Below are 21,901 nucleotides of genomic sequence, written 5' to 3' on the forward strand. Positions count from 1 at the left end.
AACGTAATCCGCTTTGCGGTTAATTGAAATGGAAAAAGTATGAAGAACTGGAAAACGCTGCTACTCGGTGTCGCTATGGTTGCGAATACCAGCTTCGCGGCCCCACAGGTTGTCGATAAAGTCGCGGCTGTGGTTAACAACGGCGTCGTGCTTGAAAGTGACGTTGACGGTTTGATGAAATCTGTAAAGCTCAACTCGGGCCAGGCAGGTCAACAACTTCCGGATGACGCTACGCTGCGCCACCAGATCCTGGAACGTCTGATCATGGATCAGATTGTCCTGCAAATGGGCCAGAAAATGGGTGTGAAGATCTCTGACGAGCAGCTCGATCAGGCGATCGCCAACATTGCAAAGCAGAACAACATTACCCCGGACCAGATGCGTAGCCGCCTCGCCTATGACGGCATCAGCTACGCCACCTACCGCAATCAGATCCGTAAAGAGATGCTGATTTCAGAAGTGCGTAATAATGAAGTCCGTCGCCGCGTCACCATCCTGCCGCAGGAAGTGGATGCCCTGGCAAAACAGGTGGGGAATCAGAATGATGCCAGCACAGAGCTTAACCTGAGCCACATCCTGATCCCACTGCCGGAAAACCCAACCTCCGATCAGGCGGCAGAGGCGGAAAGCCAGGCGCGCGCTATCGTTGAGCAGGCGCGTAATGGCGATGACTTCGGCAAGCTGGCGATCACCTATTCCGCTGACCAGCAGGCGCTGAAAGGCGGCCAGATGGGCTGGGGGCGTATTCAGGAGCTGCCATCCCTGTTTGCCCAGGCGCTGAGCACCGCGAAGAAAGGCGATATCGTCGGTCCAATCCGTTCCGGTGTGGGCTTCCACATTCTGAAAGTGAACGACCTGCGCGGCCAGAGCCAGAACATTTCGGTTACTGAAGTTCACGCGCGTCATATCCTGCTTAAGCCGTCTCCGATCATGACTGACGATCAGGCCCGTGCGAAGCTGGAACAGATCGCCGCAGACATCAAGAGCGGTAAAACCACCTTCGATAAAGCAGCAAAAGAGTTCTCTCAGGATCCTGGCTCTGCAAACCAGGGCGGTGACCTGGGTTGGGCGGCCGCTGATATTTACGATCCGGCTTTCCGCGATGCGTTAATGAAGCTGAATAAAGGCCAGATGAGCGCGCCGGTACACTCTTCCTTCGGCTGGCATCTGATCCAGCTGATGGACACGCGCAACGTGGATAAAACCGACGCGGCGCAGAAAGACCGCGCGTATCGCATGCTGTTTAACCGTAAGTTCTCTGAAGAAGCCGCAACCTGGATGCAGGAACAACGCGCCAGCGCTTACGTGAAAGTGTTGAGCAACTGATGAAACCGCATCGTGTTGTGATCACCCCCGGCGAACCCGCCGGGATTGGGCCTGACCTGGTGGTTCAGCTCGCCCAGCGCAGCTGGCCGGTAGAGTTGGTTGTCTGTGCAGATGCAACACTGTTACAAGACCGGGCAGCTTTGCTCGGTCTGCCTTTAACGCTCCTCCCTTACGTTGAAGGCCAACAGCCCGCACCGCAGCAGTCTGGTACTCTCACCCTGCTTTCTGTTCCGCTCCGTGCGCCTGTTGTCCCCGGCGAGTTACACACCGAAAACGGCCACTACGTTGTCGAGACGCTGGCGCGCGCCTGTGACGGTTGCCTTCAGGGCGAATTTGCCGCCCTGATCACCGGTCCGGTGCATAAAGGCGTGATCAATGACGCGGGCATTCCGTTTACCGGGCATACGGAATTTTTCGAAGAGCGTTCGCACAGCCCGAAAGTGGTGATGATGCTGGCAACCGAAGCAATGCGCGTTGCGCTGGTAACAACGCACCTGCCGATCAAAGCCATTCCGGATGCCATTACGCCTGAACTCCTGCGTGAGATCATTGGCATTTTGCATCACGATCTGCAAACCAAATTCGGCATTCCGCAGCCGCATGTGCTGGTTTGCGGCCTGAATCCGCACGCGGGTGAAGGCGGACATATGGGCACCGAAGAGATAGACACCATCATTCCAGTGCTTGAGGAGATGCGGGCGAAGGGGATGAACCTCAGCGGGCCTCTGCCTGCCGACACCCTTTTCCAGCCCAAATACCTGGATAATGCCGACGCCGTACTCGCGATGTACCACGATCAGGGTCTGCCCGTGCTAAAATACCAGGGCTTTGGCCGCGGGGTGAATATCACCCTCGGTTTACCCTTTATTCGAACGTCCGTTGACCACGGTACTGCGCTGGATCTGGCAGGCCAGGGAAAAGCGGATGTCGGCAGTTTTATTACGGCGCTTAATCTCGCCATCAAAATGATTGTTAATACTCAATGACTAATCGAGTCCATCAGGGCCACTTAGCCCGTAAACGCTTCGGGCAAAACTTCCTCAACGATCAGTTTGTGATCGACAGTATCGTTTCTGCCATTAATCCGCAGAAAGGTCAGGCCATGGTCGAAATCGGCCCGGGACTTGCCGCGCTGACCGAGCCGGTAGGCGAACGCCTCGACGAACTGACCGTTATCGAACTCGACCGCGATCTGGCCGCGCGTCTGCAAACGCACCCGTTCCTCGGGCCGAAGCTGACGATTTATCAGCAGGATGCGATGACCATGAACTTTGGCGAACTGTCAGAAAAAATGGGACAGCCGCTGCGCGTGTTCGGTAACCTGCCGTACAACATCTCCACCCCGCTGATGTTCCATCTGTTTAGCTATACTGATGCCATTGCCGACATGCACCTCATGTTGCAAAAAGAGGTCGTTAACCGTCTGGTTGCAGGGCCGAACAGTAAAGCGTATGGTCGTTTAAGCGTGATGGCGCAATATTACTGCAACGTGATCCCGGTATTAGAAGTACCGCCTTCCGCATTCACGCCACCGCCAAAGGTAGATTCTGCGGTTGTGCGCCTGGTGCCACATAAAACGATGCCGTACCCGGTCAAAGACCTGCGCGTGCTGAGCCGTATCACGACAGAAGCCTTTAACCAGCGCCGTAAAACGATTCGTAACAGCCTTGGCAATCTGTTTACCGTTGACGTATTAGCTGAGTTGGGCATCGACCCGGCAATGCGTGCGGAAAATATTTCCGTAGAGCAGTACTGCAAGCTGGCTAATTACATCAGCGACAATGCGCCGCCGAAGGAGAGCTAAGCCATGATTGATTCGCCCCGCGTCTGTGTTCAGGTTCAAAGCGTCTACATTGAGTCCCAATCCACACCGGATGAAGAACGTTTTGTCTTTGCTTATACCGTAACCATTCGCAATCTGGGGCGGATGCCTGTGCAACTGCTCGGGCGCTACTGGCTTATCACCAACGGCAATGGCCGTGAAATTGAAGTCCAGGGCGAAGGTGTGGTCGGTGAACAACCCCATATCGCCCCTGGCGAAGAGTATCAGTACACCAGCGGCGCGGTAATTGAAACGCCGCTGGGTACCATGCAGGGCCATTACGAAATGGTCGATGCCGACGGTAATGCTTTCCGCATTGCTATTCCCGTATTCCGTCTCGCCGTACCTACACTTATTCATTAATCTAATGTCTACATATCTGATTGGCGACGTTCACGGTTGCTACGATGAACTGATCGCATTATTAAAACAGGTCGACTTCACCCCCGGGCAGGATACGCTCTGGCTGACGGGCGACTTAGTGGCGCGCGGTCCCGGTTCCCTGGACGTTCTCCGCTATGTCAAATCGCTGGGCGACAGCGTGCGCATGGTGCTGGGCAACCACGATCTGCATCTGCTGGCCGTATACGCCGGGATCAGCCGTAATAAGCCGAAAGATCGCATTACCCCCCTGCTGGAAGCGCCGGATGCCGATGAGTTGCTCAACTGGCTGCGTCGCCAGCCGCTGCTACAGATTGACGAAGAGAAAAAACTGGTGATGGCGCATGCCGGCATCACGCCTCAGTGGGATCTTGAGACGGCAAAAACCTGCGCGCGCGACGCCGAAGCGGTGCTGGCGAGCGACTCCTACCCGTTCTTCCTCGATGCGATGTACGGCGACATGCCAAATAACTGGAGTGATGATCTCAGCGGCCTGGCGCGACTGCGTTTTATCACCAATGCCTTTACGCGCATGCGCTACTGCTTCCCGAACGGACAGCTGGATATGTATTGCAAAGATACGCCGGAAAATGCGCCTGCGCCGCTTAAGCCGTGGTTTGCCATTCCGGGCCCCGTGACAAACGAATATAGCGTGGTATTTGGGCACTGGGCATCGCTGGAAGGAAAAGGCACCCCGGAAAATATCTACGCGCTGGATACCGGATGCTGCTGGGGCGGGGATTTAACCTGCTTACGCTGGGAAGATAAGACCTACTTTGTGCAGCCATCCAACCGACAGCTGGACTTAGGCGAAGGTGAGGCGGTCGCCTCCTGAAGATGTTTATCCTCTCCCTTCGAGGAGAGGATAAAACCGTTAACGACGTTCCAGAATTTCGAAGCAGTAGCTGTGCGAGTTTTGCGCATCCGCATCGTGAAACTCACTGAATACAGACTCCCACTCGTCCGGATCGTAATCCGGGAAATGGGTATCCCCTTCCACTTCCGCATCAATGTGCGTCAGATACAGTTTCTGCGCTTTTGGCAGGAACTGCTCATACACACGCCCGCCGCCGATCACCATGATCTCTTCGGCATCGCCGCAGGCGGCAATGGCTTCATCAACGGACTTAACCCACTGCACGCGATCGTCAGTGCCCGGCTGGCTACTGATCACAATATTCTTACGACCCGGCAATGGACGACCAATCGACTCCCAGGTCAGGCGGCCCATCACTACCGGCTTGTTTAACGTAGTACGTTTAAACCATGCGAGATCGGCAGGCAGGTTCCACGGCATGGCGTTTTCCATGCCGATAACGCGGTCTACCGCCAGCGCTGCAATCAGACTGATCATTGAAAATTTCCCGGATGCAAAAAATTGCCGCCACTATACGGAAAGCTTAATCTTTCGTCGACTGGCGGCAGGGTAAAGAATTAGAAATTTTTTAATATTGCTGGCAACTCCACTTCACGCAGAGGGTTTACTCTCCGGTTCATCCTCAGGATCACCGGTATGCTTGCCCTCTTCCGTTCCTTGCCAGCCGTGGCGCTGAACCAGCGACAGGTGATTACGATCCTCGTTGATGATCTCCGTCAGCATGGTGCTGGTGCGTTTAAACACCGCAGCGCGTTCGGTTGCCGTACTGCTCGCCATCGCCACCATCTCTTCCACCATCTCATGGTTAAAACGGCGGAATAAATCGGCACGCTCACGCGCTTCATACGCGCCAAGTCCCAGGCTTTCAAGCGCCATGCGGCCAGATTTGAGCGCCCCTTCGAAGGTTTCACGTTCAGGGGCTGCCACACCCGCCTGACGGAGCTGGATGTAATGATCCACATCGCGCGCACGAGAGATAATGGTCAGATGCGGAAAATGCTCTTTGACCAGCTCAACCATCTGCATACTGGTCTCTGGATCGTCGATGGCGTTAATCAGCACCTCGGCCTTCGCCGCGCCGGCGGATTCCAGCAGATCAACCCGGGTCGCATCACCGTAAAATACTTTCATATCGAATTTACGCAGCGTATCCACATGGTCAGGATCGTGATCGAGGATAACCATTTTGACTCCGCTGGAGAGCAGTAAACGGCCGGTAATCTGCCCGAAGCGGCCAAATCCGGCGATGATCACCCGCGGCTGCTCCTCGTCGATCTCATCGGCTTCTCGTTCCTGTTCGCTTCCCGTTTTTTCCAGACGCGTCAGCAACACCAGCAGGATCGGCGTTGCGGCCATCGACAGCGCAACCGCCAGCGTCAGCGCTTTTGCCCATTCCGGATCGAGTACATTTGCCATCTGCGCTGCGCCAAAGACCACGAAAGCAAACTCACTCCCCTGCCCCAGCAGCACGGCAAACCAGCGGCGCTGCGGTTTTGGCACGTTTAACGGGCGGGCGATCAGCCACAGCATCGCCATTTTAATGACCAGGAAACCTACCAGCAGAATGATGATGCGCAGCGGATGGGTCACCAGCGTCCCGAAGTCGATAGACATCCCGACGCCGATGAAAAACAGCCCCAGCAGCAATCCTTTAAACGGCTCGATATCGCTTTCCAGCGCGTGACGGTATTCGGAGCTAGCCAGTAAGACCCCCGCGAGGAAGGCGCCCATTGCCATCGACAGCCCGGCCTCTTCAAGCAGCAATCCAAAACCAAACACCAGGAATAACGCAACGGCGCTGAATACTTCGCGCAGGCCAGAGCGAGCAACAAAGCGCAGCAGCGGACGCGTTACGTAGCGACCAAGCAGAACAACCAGCGCCAGCGCACCAACAACCTTCAGCGCTGATAAGGCAAATGCCCCCAGCGTCGTTGATGCGCCGCTGGTTGCCAGCAGCGGGATCATCGCCACCAGCGGGATGGCGGCAATATCCTGGAACAACAGTACGGAGAAGGTGCTGCGCCCCATTTGCGACACCGTCAGGTTACGCTCGTTCATAGCCTGCATGGCAATAGCCGTCGAGGAGAGCGCCAGCGTCATGCCGATCAACTCCGCGACTTTCCACTCCATCCCGAGCAGAATGCAGAACCCGCCCAACAGCAGACCGCAGGCCAGCATTTGCAGAGCGCCTCCGCCAAACACCGAGGCGCGCAGTTTCCACAGCCGCTGCGGATCCAGCTCCAGGCCAATCACGAACAGCATAAGCACCACGCCGATCTCCGCAAAATGCAGGATCGACTCGGCATCCGTCACCAGCCGAAAGCCCCAGGGGCCAATTACACACCCGGCAATCAGATAGCCGAGCACCGAGCCCAGCCCCAGACGAACCGCCACGGGCACAATTAATGCCGCCGCGCCAAGATAAATCAGCGCCTGTATCAGCGTATGGCTATCCATTGTGCGTCTCCTGCCACTCAAGTAAGCGTTGTTTGTAGTGACGAGCCTGCGCCTGCAAGGTTTCATCGTCGCAGACAAAGGTACAGTACATCGCAAAAGGCGGAAGCCAGTTCAGACCGCAGTAAAGGGCAGTAGCCTGGAGCGGCTGCGCCAGCACGTCAAATCCGGGGAAGGCGCCAATCTCAAAATGGCTTTCCCCCCCGCCGGTGGTAACAGCCCACATCAGGCTTTTGCCATGAAGCGCGTTGCCGTTGTGTCCGTATGCCCAACCGTGGGAGAAAACTTTGTCGATCCACAATTTCAGCAGCGGAGGGGTGCTATACCACTGCATCGGATGCTGCCAGACGATCAGATCGGCACGAGAGAGCGCCTCCTGTTCGGCGGCGACATCGATATTAAAATCAGGATAGAGTTGATAGAGGGAACGTATCTCTACGTTTTCGAGCGTCCTTGCCTGCTCAAGCATCCGCTTATTCGCATGCGAATGCTGCGGATAGGGGTGCGCATAAATTATCAGAACCATGAATATGCCTGTCTTCTGCTTTTCTTGTAGCAATGAGTGTAGACAGTTCCCCCCCCAACTGAAAGAGGCTAACGACCGCTTCAAAGTAAATCGCAAGGATTGGCAGCCTTTGTCGCCATACAAACGCGACTGACGCGAAAGAAGGAGCACCACGCTAGCGACGAATTAACCCTGCAAAATGATTATGCAGACTCATATTTTTAACGAATATTTTTAGATTATCTTAAGTCATATTTTAATAAATCAACCTGTACATAACTCATTGAAAAAATAATAATTTTATGCTTTTTTGTTTTGAGCTCAACCTTAAAGATAGTCAATATACGTTTGACACACGTTATCTGATGTTCCTTCTCACTCAAATGGATGTGTACATGAGCAAAAAACTCTTCAAATTAAATAATACAACCAAAACTCTAGGGAAGATATTTCCTGCTTTGTTGATATGCATCCCCGCGGTTGCATTTTCTGCAATCATTGATCAATCAACCTCTGTCCCTCAAGATTTTTCAGCCGATGCTGAATATGTTATTAATAAAGACGTGACGATATCCTCCGCGGGTAGTGAAGCGGCGGTGTCTGTCACTGGGTTTACTACCACTACTACCACTAATTATGGCAATATTTCTGGCACGGGAAATGGCCTGGATATTAATACTGGTGAACAGCGCATTTTAATTAATAATGACATCGGTGCAACCATTTCCTCCACCACCGCGAATGCTGTTAATATTCAGTCAATGCTCGGTGATTTTAATAACAGTGGAAATATTATCGGTGCGGAAAATGGCATGTTTGTCGGCGAAAACTCTTCCGCAGTAAACATTATCAATACCAGCACCGGAATGATAAAAGGAAAAACGGGTCTAAGTACTCGGTATGGTATTGGCATTAATAACAGTGGCGCAATTATCGGTACAAATGGTGATGCTATTACGGCAACTAATGGCAACACCAAGCTTACTAACAATGCCCTTGTGCAGGGAACCGAGAACGGTATCAATGTAAAAGATACTGCAAAATTGGATATCAAGAATAGCGGAACGATTAGTGGTAATACAGCCGCTATAATGTTTGCCAGCAATAAAAATAACACGCTGGTGCTTGATACGGGTTCCGTCCTTGTCGGTGACGTTATTTCCACCAATTCCACGGGAAACAACCTCACTCTGATCGGCACCGGTACAGAAGACAGCAATTTTGTGGGTCTGAATGAAGGGGACGGTTTTGCCAGCGTCACAATGAACGGCGAAAACTGGGCGCTGTCGGGCGATATTGACATTATTGGCTCTGGCGACTCCTTGATGATAGACAAGGGCGCGTTAACCCTGGCGGGCGAAGTATCCAACACCGGTAATACGCGGGTGGCCAAAGACGCCTCGCTGCAACTGGGCGATGGCGAAAAAACTGCGACGCTCAGCGGTGGGATCACCAACAACGGTACCGTCATTTTCAATCAGGGTAGCGATTTCACTTTCGCCACCGACATGACCGGTAGCGGTAACGTCGAAAAAGTAGACTCCAACACCCTGACCCTGACGGGCAAAAATAGCTACACAGGGGATACGGTTCTGCACGGCGGCACCACGCTGGTCTCCACCGGCGCAACGCTCGGCGTCAAGGGCAGTAACGCCACTGTTACCGTTGAAAATGGCGCGACCTTTGCCACCGCAGGCGAAGTGAACAACAACATCGCGGTTCTTAGCGGCGGTACGCTGGCGGCATGGAATGCCGTCCAGGGTAACTCCACGCTCAGCGCTTCCGGCGTCGATACCATCAACGGCAACGTGACTAATGGTGGTACGCTGTTACTCAGTGCGGCTGATAATAGCGTCGGCAATAATTTTACGATTAATGGCGACTACACCGGCTCTGACGGTAGCCAGATTGTGATGAACAGCACCCTGGGTGAAGATAATTCACCAACTGACCACCTCACTATTACGGGCAGCAGCTTCGGTCAGTCCGGCGTCAGCATTACCAACATTGGCGGCGCAGGCGCGCAAACCATTAACGGTATGGAAATTGTCAGCATCGGCGGCAGTTCCGAAGCCCAACTGACGCTGGCAAAACCGGTCGTCGCAGGCGCCTGGGAATATAACCTCTACCAGCACAGTGACGGCAACTGGTATCTGGAATCAAAGGCGACGCCTTCTGATGATCCTTCTGACGACACCGATGACAGTGGAAATACCGATGATGGCGGCAACACCGATAACGGCGGCAACACCGATAACGGCGGTAACACCGACAACGGCGGTAACACCGACAACGGCGGTAACACTGACAACGGCGGCAACACCGATAACGGCGGTAACACTGACAACGGCGGCAACACCGACAACGGCGGTAACACCGACAACGGCGGTAACACTGACAACGGCGGCAACACCGACAACGGCGGTAGCACTGACAACGGCGGTAACAATGCGCCGGAAGTCATGGCGCCTGAAGTGGGTGCTTACTTAGGCAACTACCTTGCCGCACAGGGCATGTTCCTGCATAAACGTGACGATCGCGACCAGATCACCTTCCGCAATGAAGACGACCTGAACACCTGGATGTACGTTAAGGGTCGCTATCACGAGAACGATGCGGGTGGCGATAAAGTCAGCTATGACACCACCACGACCGTACTACAAGTCGGCAGCGATTTCATGAGCAAACCAATGGATAACGGTATCCTGCGTGCTGGCGGGATGTTCGGTGCAGGCCAGGCGAAGACCCACTCTGATGCGAAGCACAACGTGCGTGACGCTCAGGGTAAGGTTGATGGTTTCAATGTTGGGCTTTACGCCACCTGGCAGGAAGATCAGAAATTACGTCTGGGCAGCTACGTTGATACCTGGGCCGCATACAGCTGGTACAACAACAAAGTCACCAGCAACCGCAACGACGAAGACTACGATAGCGAAGGTTTCGCCGCGTCTGTTGAAGTCGGCCACGCGTGGGTTATCCAGTCAGAAAATGAACGTACCTGGAAGATCGAGCCGCAGGCGCAGGTGATATACAGCTATCTCGATCAGGAAAATCATACCGATCGCGACGGCGTACGCGTCACTACCCTGGACAACGACAGCGTCTTTGGTCGTCTCGGCGTTAAAGCAAGCTACTTCCAGCAGAAGGACGTCAAGGCCTGGCAGCCGTACGTCGCGGTTAACTGGTTGAAAGGTGCTGGTCAAAACGATCTGGCATTCAACAACGAGACCGTCAGCAACGATACGCCGGAAGATCGTGGTCAGTTAGAGCTGGGCGTAACCGGCAACCTGAACGAAACCACGACAATCTCCCTGCGAGCCAGCAGCGAATGGGGTGAAAACAGCTATGCCGCATACGGCGGTCATATTTTGCTAAACCATCGCTGGTAATCGATCATTCTGAAGCAAAAAAGCAGTGGCATGTGCCACTGCTTTTTTTTAGTTATCCAGCTCACCCATTGATTTAACCTGGTCACGGTTAATCTGTTCAGTTTGACCGGTTTCGGCGTTTTTGTACGATACCAGACCGGTATCGTCATCCACCTGCGGTTTCCCGTCAGTAACAATCGTTTTGCCATCGGTGGTTTTTACGGCCTGATTGGACGAACAGCCCGCCACGGTGAACATTGCGGTGGCAGCCAGAACGGAAGCGATCAGTAATTTATTTTGCATGGTGTATTCCCCTGCTCTCAGTTGAATTTTCGTTATCGACCTAACCATTTTAGGCTAACTGACTGAAAGCGGATGAAAAAGCAGAAGGTTCTTAAGATGGGAAAATTGCCCGGTAACCGAACGGTACCGGGCAAGGGGGGTTACTTGCTAATCTGCGCGTGCATTTCCTGCACCGAAATCACCTTCTCGGTGGCATCCGCATTCAGCGCCATCGCTGTTGCGAAACCGCCGTTCAGGGTGGTGTCGTAGTGCACTTTGTATTGCAGCGCGCTGCGGCGAATCAGCTTGGAGTCTTCAATCGCCTGGCGTCCTGCGGTGGTGTTGATGATGTAGGTATATTCGCCATTCTTGATACGATCCTGAATGTGCGGACGACCTTCATGCACTTTGTTCACCAGACGCGGGTTGATACCCGCTTCACCCAACACAATCGCCGTACCGTGAGTGGCGTCCAGCTCGAAGCCCTGTTTCAGCAGCTTGGCGGCCAGGTCAACCACGCGCTCTTTATCGCCTTCGCGAACGGAGAGCAGCGCACGGCCAGATTTTCTCATGGTGGAGCTACTGCCCAGCTGCGCTTTCGCAAACGCTTCTGCGAAGGTGCGGCCCACGCCCATTACTTCCCCGGTAGAGCGCATCTCTGGCCCTAACAGCGGGTCAACGCCCGGGAATTTGTTGAACGGCAGCACTACCTCTTTCACCGAGTAGTACGGCGGGATGATTTCTTTCGTGACGCCCTGCTGAGCCAGCGTCTGGCCAGCCATCACGCGCGCCGCCACTTTCGCCAGCGGAATACCGGTCGCTTTAGAGACAAACGGTACGGTACGCGCCGCACGCGGGTTGACTTCAATCAGATAGACTTCGTTGTCTTTTACCGCGAACTGAACGTTCATCAGGCCGCGAACCTGAAGCTCGAAGGCCAGCTTCTGCACCTGCTGGCGCATCACGTCCTGAATCTCCTGGCTCAGGGTGTACGCTGGCAGAGAACAGGCGGAGTCACCCGAGTGCACGCCCGCCTGCTCGATGTGCTCCATGATGCCGCCAATCAGCACCATTTCGCCGTCGCAGATGGCATCCACGTCGACTTCAACCGCGTCGTCGAGGAAGCGGTCGAGCAGCACTGGCGCATCGTTGGAAACGCTCACCGCCGTCTGGAAGTAGCGACGCAGGTCCGCTTCGTCGTAGACGATTTCCATCGCGCGGCCGCCCAGTACGTAGGATGGACGCACCACCAGCGGGTAGCCGATCTCTTTCGCTTTCTCAACGGCCATTTCAATCGCGGTCACGGTGGCGTTCGCCGGCTGTTTCAGCTTGAGACGGTCAACCGCCTGCTGGAAACGCTCGCGGTCTTCCGCACGGTCAATCGCATCCGGGCTGGTGCCGATAACCGGTACACCTGCAGCTTCCAGCGCGCGCGCCAGCTTCAGCGGAGTCTGGCCGCCGTACTGCACGATCACGCCTTTTGGCTTCTCGATGCGCACGATTTCCAGCACATCTTCCAGCGTCACCGGCTCGAAGTAGAGGCGGTCAGAGGTGTCGTAGTCGGTGGAGACGGTTTCCGGGTTACAGTTGACCATGATGGTCTCGTAACCGTCTTCACGCAGCGCCAGCGAGGCGTGTACGCAGCAGTAGTCGAACTCGATGCCCTGGCCGATACGGTTTGGACCGCCGCCCAGCACCATAATCTTGTCGCGGTCAACTGACGGATTCGCTTCGCACTCGTCTTCATAGGTGGAGTACATGTACGCGGTGTCGGTAGAAAACTCTGCCGCACAGGTGTCGACGCGCTTGTAAACCGGGTGCAGGTCATACTGGTCGCGCAGCTTGCGGATCTCCGCTTCGCGCACGCCCGCCAGCTTAGCCAGACGCGCGTCGGCGAAGCCTTTACGCTTCAGCATGCGCAGGAAGTCTGCGTCCAGGCCGTTGATGCCCAGCTCAGCCACTTTCTCTTCCAGACGCACCAGCTCTTCAATCTGTACCAGGAACCAGCGGTCGATGTTGGTCAGGTTGAACACGCCGTCGACGGACAGGCCGGCACGGAAGGCGTCGGCGATGTACCAGATGCGCTCCGCACCCGCGTCTTTCAGCTCGCGGCGGATTTTGGTCAGCGCTTCAGGGTCGTCCAGGCTCACTTTCGGGTCAAAGCCGGTCGCGCCCACTTCGAGGCCGCGCAGCGCTTTCTGCAGGGATTCCTGCTGCGTGCGGCCAATCGCCATCACTTCACCGACGGATTTCATCTGGGTGGTCAGGCGGTCGTTGGCGCCGGCAAATTTCTCGAAGTTGAAGCGTGGAATTTTAGTCACAACGTAGTCGATGGACGGCTCGAAGGACGCAGGGGTGCGGCCACCGGTGATGTCGTTCATCAGCTCGTCGAGGGTATAACCCACCGCCAGTTTCGCCGCCACTTTCGCAATCGGGAAGCCGGTCGCTTTAGAGGCCAGCGCGGAGGAACGGGACACGCGCGGGTTCATTTCGATAACAATCAGACGGCCGGTTTTCGGATTCACGGAGAACTGCACGTTAGAACCGCCGGTTTCCACGCCGATTTCACGCAGTACCGCCATCGAGGCGTTACGCATGATTTGGTACTCTTTGTCGGTCAGCGTCTGAGCTGGCGCAACGGTGATAGAGTCGCCGGTGTGGATCCCCATCGCGTCGAAGTTTTCGATGGAGCAGACGATGATGCAGTTGTCGTTTTTATCACGCACCACTTCCATCTCGTACTCTTTCCAGCCAATCAGCGATTCATCAATCAGCAGCTCTTTGGTTGGGGAGAGATCCAGGCCGCGCTCACAAATCTCTTCAAACTCTTCGCGGTTGTAGGCAATGCCGCCGCCGGTGCCGCCCATGGTGAACGATGGACGGATGATGCACGGATAGCCCACTTCAGCCGCAACGGCCAGCGCTTCTTCCATATTGTGCGCGATACCGGAACGCGCGGTATCAAGGCCAATTTTTTTCATTGCCACGTCGAAGCGGCGACGGTCTTCTGCTTTATCAATCGCGTCGGCGGTCGCACCGATCATGGTCACGCCGAACTCTTCCAGCACGCCCTGACGCTCCAGCTCCAGCGCACAGTTCAGCGCCGTCTGGCCGCCCATGGTCGGCAGCACCGCGTCCGGACGCTCTTTCTCGATAATTTTGCGTACCACTTCCCAGTGAATTGGCTCGATGTAGGTCGCATCCGCCATTTCCGGGTCGGTCATGATGGTGGCCGGGTTAGAGTTCACCAGAATGACGCGGTAACCCTCTTCACGCAGGGCTTTACACGCCTGCGCGCCAGAGTAGTCAAATTCACAGGCCTGGCCGATGACAATCGGGCCAGCGCCAAGGATCAGGATGCTTTTTATGTCTGTACGTTTTGGCATGGTCTTCTCAGCTCCTGATTATTTAGCGATCTTACGGTATTGCTCAATAAGTTCGATGAAGTGATCGAACAGCGGCGCGGCGTCGTGCGGGCCCGGGCTCGCTTCCGGGTGGCCCTGGAAGCTGAACGCTGGCTTATCGGTACGATGGATACCCTGCAAGGTACCATCGAACAGCGACTTATGGGTCACGCGCAGGTTAGCCGGCATCGTCGCTTCATCGACGGCGAAGCCGTGGTTTTGTGCGGTGATCATCACCGTGTTGTTATCGATATCTTTCACCGGGTGGTTACCACCGTGGTGGCCGAACTTCATCTTGACGGTGTTCGCACCGCTCGCCAGCGCCAGCAGCTGATGGCCGAGGCAGATGCCGAATACCGGGATATCGGTTTCCAGGAAGGACTTGATGGCAGCGATGGCATAATCGCACGGCGCCGGGTCGCCAGGGCCGTTAGAGAGGAAGATGCCGTCCGGGTTCATCTTCAGAACATCTTCCGCAGACGTTTGTGCCGGGACGACCGTCAGGCGGCAGCCACGGTCAACCAGCATACGCAGGATGTTGCGCTTGGCGCCAAAATCGTAGGCCACCACGTGGAACGGCAGCTCGCTTTCCGGTTTCGCTTCCGGCAGGTCGCCTTCCAGCGTCCAGCTACCCTGCGTCCAGCTGTAGGCTTCCGCCGTGGTCACTTCTTTCGCCAGGTCCATACCGTTCAGACCCGGGAAGGCTTTCGCTTTTTCCAGCGCCAGCGTCGCATCGAGGTTATCCCCTGCGATGATACAACCGTTTTGTGCGCCCTTCTCGCGCAGCAGACGCGTCAGCTTACGGGTATCGATATCGGCAATCGCCACAATGTTATGGCGCTTCAGGTAAGAAGAGAGGTCTTCGGTGTTGCGGAAGTTGCTGGCAATCAGCGGCAGGTCGCGAATGACCAGGCCTTGCGCATGTACCTGAGAGGATTCTTCGTCAGCCGCATTGGTGCCGACATTGCCGATATGAGGATAAGTAAGAGTAACGATTTGGCGAGAATAGGAAGGATCAGTGAGGATTTCTTGATAACCGGTCATTGAAGTATTGAAAACGACTTCCCCAACCGCCGAACCCGTTGCCCCTATGGCCCGACCGATAAACTGGGTTCCGTCTTCCAGAACCAATAGCGCTGACTTAATCAAAACACCCTCCAGAGAATATTCACTCACTTTATTTGCATATTAATTCATAACCATGTCATGGATCAATGCAAATGTGTTGCCAGCGGATTTTTGGCAAACGGCGGCATTCTGGGGATTTGCCATGTAAAAGTCAACTTAAAACGGGAGTTTTGTTTATTCTTTTGCAAGCCTGGCATCTGGAATGGGATTTAATGGGCAAAAAGATCAGGTAAATCATTCCGGAAAACGCTTGCGCGGCAGGTTTGTTAGAATTTTAGGGAGGTGGATGACAAAAAGTGGACCATATGGTCAAAATTTACATATATTTCACAGAAAAATGGCATATCAATAAGCTTTATACCGCCTAAGCGTTATTTTTAATCTAAAACGGATAAAATAAGAGGGCAATAAATTATTGCCCCATGCAATCAAGTAATTACGACTGCAATAACCACATCACGATGGGTAATATCGCTTACAAATTATTGAGATCAAGCACATCTCGCATATCAAAAAGACCCTTTTCCTTCGCGTTAATCCACAAAGCGGCGCGAACTGCACCATTCGCAAACGTCATGCGGCTTGACGCTTTGTGGGTAATCTCAACACGTTCGCCAATATCGGCGAACATCGCCGTATGTTCACCGACGATATCGCCTGCACGAACGGTTGCGAAACCAATTGTCCCGGGCACGCGTTCGCCGGTATGTCCTTCACGGGTATAGACCGCGCACTCTTTTAAATCTTTATCAAGTGCATGAGCAATCGCTTCGCCCATCGCCAGCGCCGTGCCTGATGGAGCATCAACTTTATAGCGGTGGTGTGCTTCAACAATCTCAATGTCGGTATAATTGCCCATTACCTTCGCTGCCTTTTCCAGCAGTTTCAGCATGACGTTAACGCCGACGCTAAAGTTCGCAGCGAAGACAATCGCAATGTCGGTGGCTGCGTCCTGAATGGCCTGTTTACCGGCATCATCGAAACCAGTGGTACCAATCACCATCCCTTTACCGTGCTGACGGCAAAACGCCAGATGAGCCAGCGTGCCTTCCGGACGGGTAAAGTCGATGAACACATCAAAGTCTTCTTTCACTGCCTCAAGGCTGCTCTGTACGGTTACGCCTGTCTTGCCCGCGCCCGCCAGTTCGCCTGCATCGGCTCCCAGCAGGGATGAACCCTCACGCTCCAGCGCCGCGCCGAGTGCCACGCCATCCATCTGTAGTGCCGCCTGAATCAGCTGGCGACCCATACGTCCACCCGCGCCCGCAATAGCAACGCGGATCTGTGCATCATGCATAGTTATTCTCTTACGTTAAAATGATGTAAACCGTTTTCAGATTAACCAGCCTTGGCAAAGCCTGCCAACTGAAAACACCGATAATTAGAATTTAACGTGAAACCGACTTAAATATCAGTAAAAGACATGATTTTGTCGTCACGATAAAGTTTGGGGCAAAAAAAAGGCCAGCACAGGAGGTGCTGGCCTTTCATCAGATAAAGAACTATTCCACTTCTCGCGCGTCAATACGCAACTCTTTCGGCACTTCAAAGACAATGTTCTCTTCGCGGCCTTCCAGCGGCACCGCTTCGCCACCGCCCAGCTCTTGCAAGCGGGCAATGACGTTCTGCACCAGAATATCCGGCGCTGAAGCGCCTGCGGTAACACCGACGCAGACCGCGTTTTTCACCCACGCTTCCTGAATGTCCGTTGCGTCGTCGATTAAAAACGCCGCTTTCCCCATACGCTGCGCCAGTTCGGCCAGACGGTTAGAGTTAGAGGAGTTTTTCGAGCCGACCACCAGCACCACGTCCGCCTGTTCAGCCAGCGCGCGCACGGCTTCCTGACGGTTGGTGGTTGCGTAGCAGATATCATCTTTGCGCGGCCCGACGATTTTCGGGAAGCGCTGGCGCAGGGCGTCAATCACGTCTGAGGTGTCGTCCACGGAAAGCGTCGTCTGGGTCATGAACGACAGTCGGGCTTCGTTTTTCACATTCAGCGTAAAGACGTCTTCCGGTGACTCAACCAGATACATGCCCCCTTCCGGGTTGCTGTACTGGCCCATGGTGCCTTCCACTTCCGGGTGACCGGCGTGACCAATCAGAATTGACTCTTCACCTCGACGGCTGGCGCGCGCCACTTCCATATGCACCTTAGTCACTAACGGACAGGTGGCATCGAATACGGTCAGATCGCGGTTTTTCGCCTCGTTGCGTACCGCCTGCGAGACGCCGTGCGCGGAGAAGATGAGAATTGCGCCGTCCGGCACTTCGCTAATCTGCTCGATAAAAATCGCACCGCGCTCGCGCAGGCTGTCGACCACGTAGCGGTTGTGCACCACTTCGTGACGCACGTAAATCGGCGCGCCGTAAATCTCCAGCGCGTTTTCAACAATGCTGATAGCGCGGTCTACACCGGCGCAAAAACCGCGCGGGTTAGCCAACAGGATCTGCATTTCAGGCCTCCAGTGCCGGATCGATCTCCAGCACTTCTACATCAAAATGGACAGTGCGCCCGGCAAGCGGATGGTTGAAGTCAACGGTAATCGAGTCGCCGTTGATTTCGCGGATCACGCCAGGCATTTCGCTGCCGTCCATAGCGGTAAAGAGCATAATTGCCCCGATCTCCGGTTCACCCGCGTCCATAAACTCACGACGGGAGAAGTACTGGATCAGATCCGGGCTTGGCACGCCAAACGCGGCATCCGGCTCCAGCGAAAAGGCTTTTTTCTCACCCTCTTTCAGACCGAGAAGCTGCTGCTCAAGACCTTCAGACAGGGAGGTATCGCCAAGACGAAACAGGGCTGGTTTGCCGTTGTTGCGGGTGGATTCGGCCGTAGAGCCGTCATCCAGCTTCAGCGTAAAGTGAACGAGAACCGCGCTGTTGCTCTGTACGGATTTAGACATGCAAATTGCTCGCTTGTTTTGGGTCACCTGTTGCCCGGTGGCGCTACGCTTACCGGGCCTACGGGGGCCACAAATTCTGTAGGCCGGGATCGCTACGCGTCACCCGGCTGGTTTTGTTACGCCTGCTCTTTCGCTGCCGGTTTAGGCAAGAAGCCTTCCAGCACGATTAACGCCGCACCAACGCATATTGCGCTATCGGCGAGGTTAAAGGTCGCGAAGTGCCAGTCGCCGACGTAGAAGTCGATCATATCGACCACAAAGCCGTGCCACAGGCGGTCAAACAGGTTACCCAGCGCGCCGCCAATGATCAGCGCGTAGGCGATGTTATTCAGCTTTTGCGTGGCCTTCGAGCGGTACATCAGCACCGCCAGCACGACGCAGATACCGATAGCGATACCCGCGAAGAACCAGCGCTGCCAGCCACCGCTGTCGGCAAGGAAACTAAACGCCGCACCGTAGTTGCGGGCGTAGTGCAGGTTAAGCGACGGAAACAGCGGGACCGTATCCCCCAGAGCGAAATTCTGGAGGATCAGGAACTTGCTGCCCAAATCAATAATCAGCACCACCACCACCAGCCACAGCCAGCGCAGTCCTGTTGAACAGAGAGTTTTACTCATCAGGCAAACTTACGTTTTTCGCCGTCACCGGCGACGTTGCTTACACAGCGTCCGCAGATGTCTGCGTGTTCCGCCACCTGACCGACATCGGTAGTGTAATGCCAGCAACGCGGGCATTTCTCACCGTCGGCTTTGCTCAGTGCGACCTTCAGTCCTTTGAGCAGTTCGCTCTGCTGAGCATCAGCAGACGCCTCGGCATAATCCGCGACTTTCGCACCGGAGGTCAACAGGACAAATCGTAATTCATCGCCCAGCGCGGTCAGCTTCGCGGCCAGCTCAGGCTCCGCGTACAGGGTCACCGTCGCTTCCAGAGAGCCACCGACTTTCTTGTCAGCGCGCGCCTGCTCGATAACCTTGTTCACTTCGCCACGCACTTTCAGCAGCTCGTCCCAATAGGCATCGTTCATTGCTTCAGTGCTGGAGAGATCGAACAGACCTTCATACCACTCGCCGGTGAAGACATACTTCTCACGGTCGCCCGGCAGGTAACCCCAGATTTCATCCGCGGTGAAGGACATGATCGGCGCCATCCAGCGCACCAGCGCTTCTGCGATGTGGTACAGCGCAGACTGACAGCTGCGGCGCGCCACGCTGTCCGCTTTCGCGGTGTACTGACGGTCTTTAATGATGTCGAGGTAGAACGAGCCCATCTCGATGGAGCAGAAGCGCATCAGGCGCTGCACCACTTCGTGGAAATCGTAAGACTCATACGCTTTCAGGATATCTTCCTGCGCCGCTTTCGCGCAGCCTACCGCCCAGCGATCGAGCACGACCATCTCTTCTGGCTTCACCATATCTTTTACCGGATCGAACCCGTTCAGGTTCGCCAGCAGGAAGCGCGCGGTGTTACGGATACGACGATAGCTGTCGGCAGCACGCTTCAGGATCTCGTCAGACACCGCCATTTCGCCGGTGTAGTCGGTAGAGGCTACCCACAGACGCAGGATGTCCGCGCCCAGCTTGTTCATTACGTCCTGCGGCGAAACGGTGTTACCGATGGACTTGGACATCTTACGGCCCTGACCATCCACGGTGAAGCCGTGAGTCAGTACCTGACGGTAAGGTGCTTTGCCCTTCATGGCGGTGGAGATCATCAGGGATGACATGAACCAGCCGCGGTGTTGGTCGGAGCCTTCGAGATACATGTCGGCAGCGTGACCGGCGAACTCAGGGCGCACGTCAACCACAGAGGCATGGGTTGAACCGGAGTCGAACCACACGTCCAGGGTATCCGGCACTTTCTCGTAGTTGTCCGCGTCCGCGCCCAGGATGTCGCGGGCGTCGAGATCCCACCACGCCTGAATGCCGTCAACTTCAACGCGTTTCGCCACTTCTTCCATCAGTTCCAGGGTGTTCGGATGCAGTTCCTGCGTCTCTTTGTGCACGAACAGCGACATCGGCACGCCCCAGGTGCGCTGACGGGAGATACACCAGTCAGGACGGTTAGCCACCATGGATTCGATACGCGCCTGGCCCCAGTCCGGGATCCACTGCACGCCTTTGATCTCTTTCAGAGACTGCTCGCGCAGGCCCTTCTGATCCATGCTGACGAACCACTGCGGGGTCGCACGGAAGATGATTGGCGTCTTGTGACGCCAGCAGCACGGATAGCTGTGCTGCATTTTTTCAACGTGCAGCAGCGCGCCGCTGGTGCGCAGCATGTCGACAATAATGTCGTTCGCTTTGAAGACGTTGATGCCGTCCAGCGCCGGGTAGGTGCCAGGCAGGTAAGAGCCGTCCGGCCCAACCGGGTTGGCGATTTCCAGACCGTACTTCAGGCTGATGTTGTAGTCGTCAGGGCCGTGGCCACCGGCGGTATGTACCGCACCGGTACCCGCGTCCAGCGTTACGTGGTCGCCCAGAATCGCCGGAACGTCGAAGTCCAGGAACGGGTGTTTGAAGCGCATCAGTTCCAGCGCGTCGCCTTTTACGGTGCCCAGCACGGTGTAATCGGTGATGTTCGCGCGTTTCAGTACACTTTCGACCAGGTCTTTCGCCAGGATAACCGCACGGTCATCAATCTGCACCAGCGCATACTCAAACTCGCCAGAGAGGGAGATCGCGCGGTTAGCAGGCAGCGTCCACGGGGTGGTTGTCCAGATAACCAGCGAGACTGGACCGCTTACCCCAGGCAGACCAAATTTAGCTTTGATCGCATCCTGATCGACCGCTTCGAACGCCACGTCGATAGAAGGCGAGGTTTTGTCGTAATACTCTACTTCCGCTTCTGCCAGCGCAGAACGGCAGTCCACGCACCAGTGCACCGGCTTCGCGCCTTTGTGCAGGTGACCGTTACCGATGATTTTACCCAGCGCACGGATGATGTTGGCTTCGGTTTTGAAATCCATGGTCAGGTACGGATGCGACCAGTCGCCCAGCACGCCCAGACGGATAAAGTCAGCGCGCTGACCGTCAACCTGGGTGGCAGCGTATTCGCGGCACTTCGCGCGGAATTCTGCGGCGGTGAACTTCTCACCCGGCTTACCGTACTCTTGCTCCACTTTCAGCTCGATTGGCAGACCATGGCAGTCCCAGCCCGGAACGTAAGGCGAGTCATATCCCGCGAGTCCTTTGGACTTCACGATAATGTCTTTCAGAATCTTGTTTACAGAGTGACCAATATGAATGCTGCCATTCGCATATGGAGGGCCATCATGCAGAATGAAGGTTTTTTTGCCTTTTTTGGCTGCACGAATGATGCCGTACAGGTCATCATCGGTCCAACGCGCCAGCATTCCCGGTTCACGCTTGGCGAGATCGCCGCGCATCGGGAACCCTGTTTCCGGCAAATTCAGGGTTGATTTATAGTCACTCATCAGATTCTCGGTTCCGT

17 protein-coding genes are annotated in these 21,901 nt (G+C 55.2%); 6 read left to right on the forward strand and 11 right to left on the reverse strand.

All coding sequences use genetic code 11. The features are described from left to right. The first annotated feature begins 39 nt into the window (after positions 1-39). From surA to apaH, 5 genes are read left to right on the forward strand one after another with little or no spacing between them, the layout of a single operon-like run. The gene (gene surA / locus ACOTX1_RS09795; protein ID WP_003856417.1) at positions 40-1,326 is read left to right on the forward strand and encodes a peptidylprolyl isomerase SurA; all 1,287 of its coding nucleotides are present in this window, start codon (positions 40-42) and stop codon (positions 1,324-1,326) included. Further along, a complete protein-coding gene (gene pdxA, locus ACOTX1_RS09800; protein ID WP_003856419.1) occupies positions 1,326-2,312 on the forward strand; it encodes a 4-hydroxythreonine-4-phosphate dehydrogenase PdxA in 987 nt (328 codons plus the stop codon). Before surA ends, pdxA begins: the two co-directional genes overlap by 1 nt. Continuing rightward, positions 2,309-3,130: a 16S rRNA (adenine(1518)-N(6)/adenine(1519)-N(6))-dimethyltransferase RsmA gene (gene rsmA / locus ACOTX1_RS09805; RefSeq protein WP_023315374.1), complete on the forward strand. Its 822-nt coding sequence runs from the start codon at positions 2,309-2,311 to the stop codon at positions 3,128-3,130. The genes pdxA and rsmA overlap by 4 nt, the downstream gene beginning before the upstream one ends. A 3-nt stretch (positions 3,131-3,133) precedes the next feature. Then, a complete protein-coding gene (apaG, locus tag ACOTX1_RS09810) occupies positions 3,134-3,511 on the forward strand; it encodes a Co2+/Mg2+ efflux protein ApaG (RefSeq protein WP_003856425.1) in 378 nt (125 codons plus the stop codon). A gap of 4 nt (positions 3,512-3,515) precedes the next feature. Next, positions 3,516-4,364 carry a bis(5'-nucleosyl)-tetraphosphatase (symmetrical) ApaH gene (gene apaH, locus ACOTX1_RS09815; protein ID WP_015572649.1) on the forward strand — a complete coding sequence of 283 codons (849 nt, stop codon included), beginning with the start codon at positions 3,516-3,518 and terminating at the stop codon, positions 4,362-4,364. Between the two features lie 39 nt (positions 4,365-4,403). Here the strand turns inward: apaH and folA are convergent, their stop codons facing one another. The 3 genes from folA to kefF form a co-directional block, all read right to left on the reverse strand. After that, entirely contained in the window at positions 4,404-4,883 is a 480-nt protein-coding gene (gene folA, locus ACOTX1_RS09820; protein WP_003856431.1) for a type 3 dihydrofolate reductase, read from the reverse strand. A gap of 114 nt (positions 4,884-4,997) precedes the next feature. Then, positions 4,998-6,863 (reverse strand): glutathione-regulated potassium-efflux system protein KefC, encoded by a 1,866-nt coding sequence (gene kefC, locus ACOTX1_RS09825; protein WP_003856433.1) that lies wholly within the window; start codon positions 6,861-6,863, stop codon positions 4,998-5,000. Continuing rightward, complete coding sequence (kefF, locus tag ACOTX1_RS09830; protein WP_023315373.1) at positions 6,856-7,386, reverse strand: glutathione-regulated potassium-efflux system oxidoreductase KefF; 531 nt, start codon at positions 7,384-7,386, stop codon at positions 6,856-6,858. The genes kefC and kefF overlap by 8 nt, the downstream gene beginning before the upstream one ends. Before the next feature lie 374 nt (positions 7,387-7,760). On the opposite strand from kefF, the gene ACOTX1_RS09835 reads away from it, so the two are divergent. Continuing rightward, on the forward strand, positions 7,761-10,754 hold the full coding sequence (locus tag ACOTX1_RS09835; protein WP_421766822.1) for an autotransporter outer membrane beta-barrel domain-containing protein: 2,994 nt from the start codon (positions 7,761-7,763) through the stop codon (positions 10,752-10,754). 48 nt (positions 10,755-10,802) lie between these two features. Here ACOTX1_RS09835 and ACOTX1_RS09840 read toward each other — a convergent pair whose 3' ends face one another. The 8 genes from ACOTX1_RS09840 to ileS all read right to left on the reverse strand — a co-directional run bounded on the left by ACOTX1_RS09840 (position 10,803) and on the right by ileS (position 21,884). Continuing rightward, on the reverse strand, positions 10,803-11,036 hold the full coding sequence (locus ACOTX1_RS09840) for a YgdI/YgdR family lipoprotein (protein WP_003856439.1): 234 nt from the start codon (positions 11,034-11,036) through the stop codon (positions 10,803-10,805). Between the two features lie 140 nt (positions 11,037-11,176). Further along, a complete protein-coding gene (gene carB, locus ACOTX1_RS09845; RefSeq protein ID WP_023315370.1) occupies positions 11,177-14,401 on the reverse strand; it encodes a carbamoyl-phosphate synthase large subunit in 3,225 nt (1,074 codons plus the stop codon). A gap of 18 nt (positions 14,402-14,419) precedes the next feature. Further along, complete coding sequence (carA, locus tag ACOTX1_RS09850) at positions 14,420-15,568, reverse strand: glutamine-hydrolyzing carbamoyl-phosphate synthase small subunit (protein ID WP_023315369.1); 1,149 nt, start codon at positions 15,566-15,568, stop codon at positions 14,420-14,422. A gap of 454 nt (positions 15,569-16,022) precedes the next feature. Next, a complete protein-coding gene (dapB, locus tag ACOTX1_RS09855) occupies positions 16,023-16,844 on the reverse strand; it encodes a 4-hydroxy-tetrahydrodipicolinate reductase (protein WP_023315368.1) in 822 nt (273 codons plus the stop codon). A 205-nt stretch (positions 16,845-17,049) separates the two neighbouring features. Then, positions 17,050-18,000 carry a 4-hydroxy-3-methylbut-2-enyl diphosphate reductase gene (gene ispH / locus ACOTX1_RS09860; protein WP_003856448.1) on the reverse strand — a complete coding sequence of 317 codons (951 nt, stop codon included), beginning with the start codon at positions 17,998-18,000 and terminating at the stop codon, positions 17,050-17,052. Between the two features lies 1 nt (position 18,001). After that, positions 18,002-18,451 carry an FKBP-type peptidyl-prolyl cis-trans isomerase gene (gene fkpB / locus ACOTX1_RS09865; protein WP_003856450.1) on the reverse strand — a complete coding sequence of 150 codons (450 nt, stop codon included), beginning with the start codon at positions 18,449-18,451 and terminating at the stop codon, positions 18,002-18,004. Positions 18,452-18,567: 116 nt separating this feature from the next. Continuing rightward, entirely contained in the window at positions 18,568-19,068 is a 501-nt protein-coding gene (gene lspA, locus ACOTX1_RS09870) for a signal peptidase II (RefSeq protein WP_003856452.1), read from the reverse strand. After that, positions 19,068-21,884, reverse strand: coding sequence for an isoleucine--tRNA ligase (gene ileS, locus ACOTX1_RS09875; RefSeq protein ID WP_023315367.1), 2,817 nt, complete (start codon positions 21,882-21,884; stop codon positions 19,068-19,070). The genes lspA and ileS overlap by 1 nt, the downstream gene beginning before the upstream one ends. Between the last annotated feature and the right edge of the window lie 17 nt (positions 21,885-21,901).

The sequence above is a fragment of the Enterobacter cloacae complex sp. IR5401 genome (genome assembly GCF_049238425.1).
GTDB lineage: Bacteria > Pseudomonadota > Gammaproteobacteria > Enterobacterales > Enterobacteriaceae > Enterobacter > Enterobacter hormaechei_C.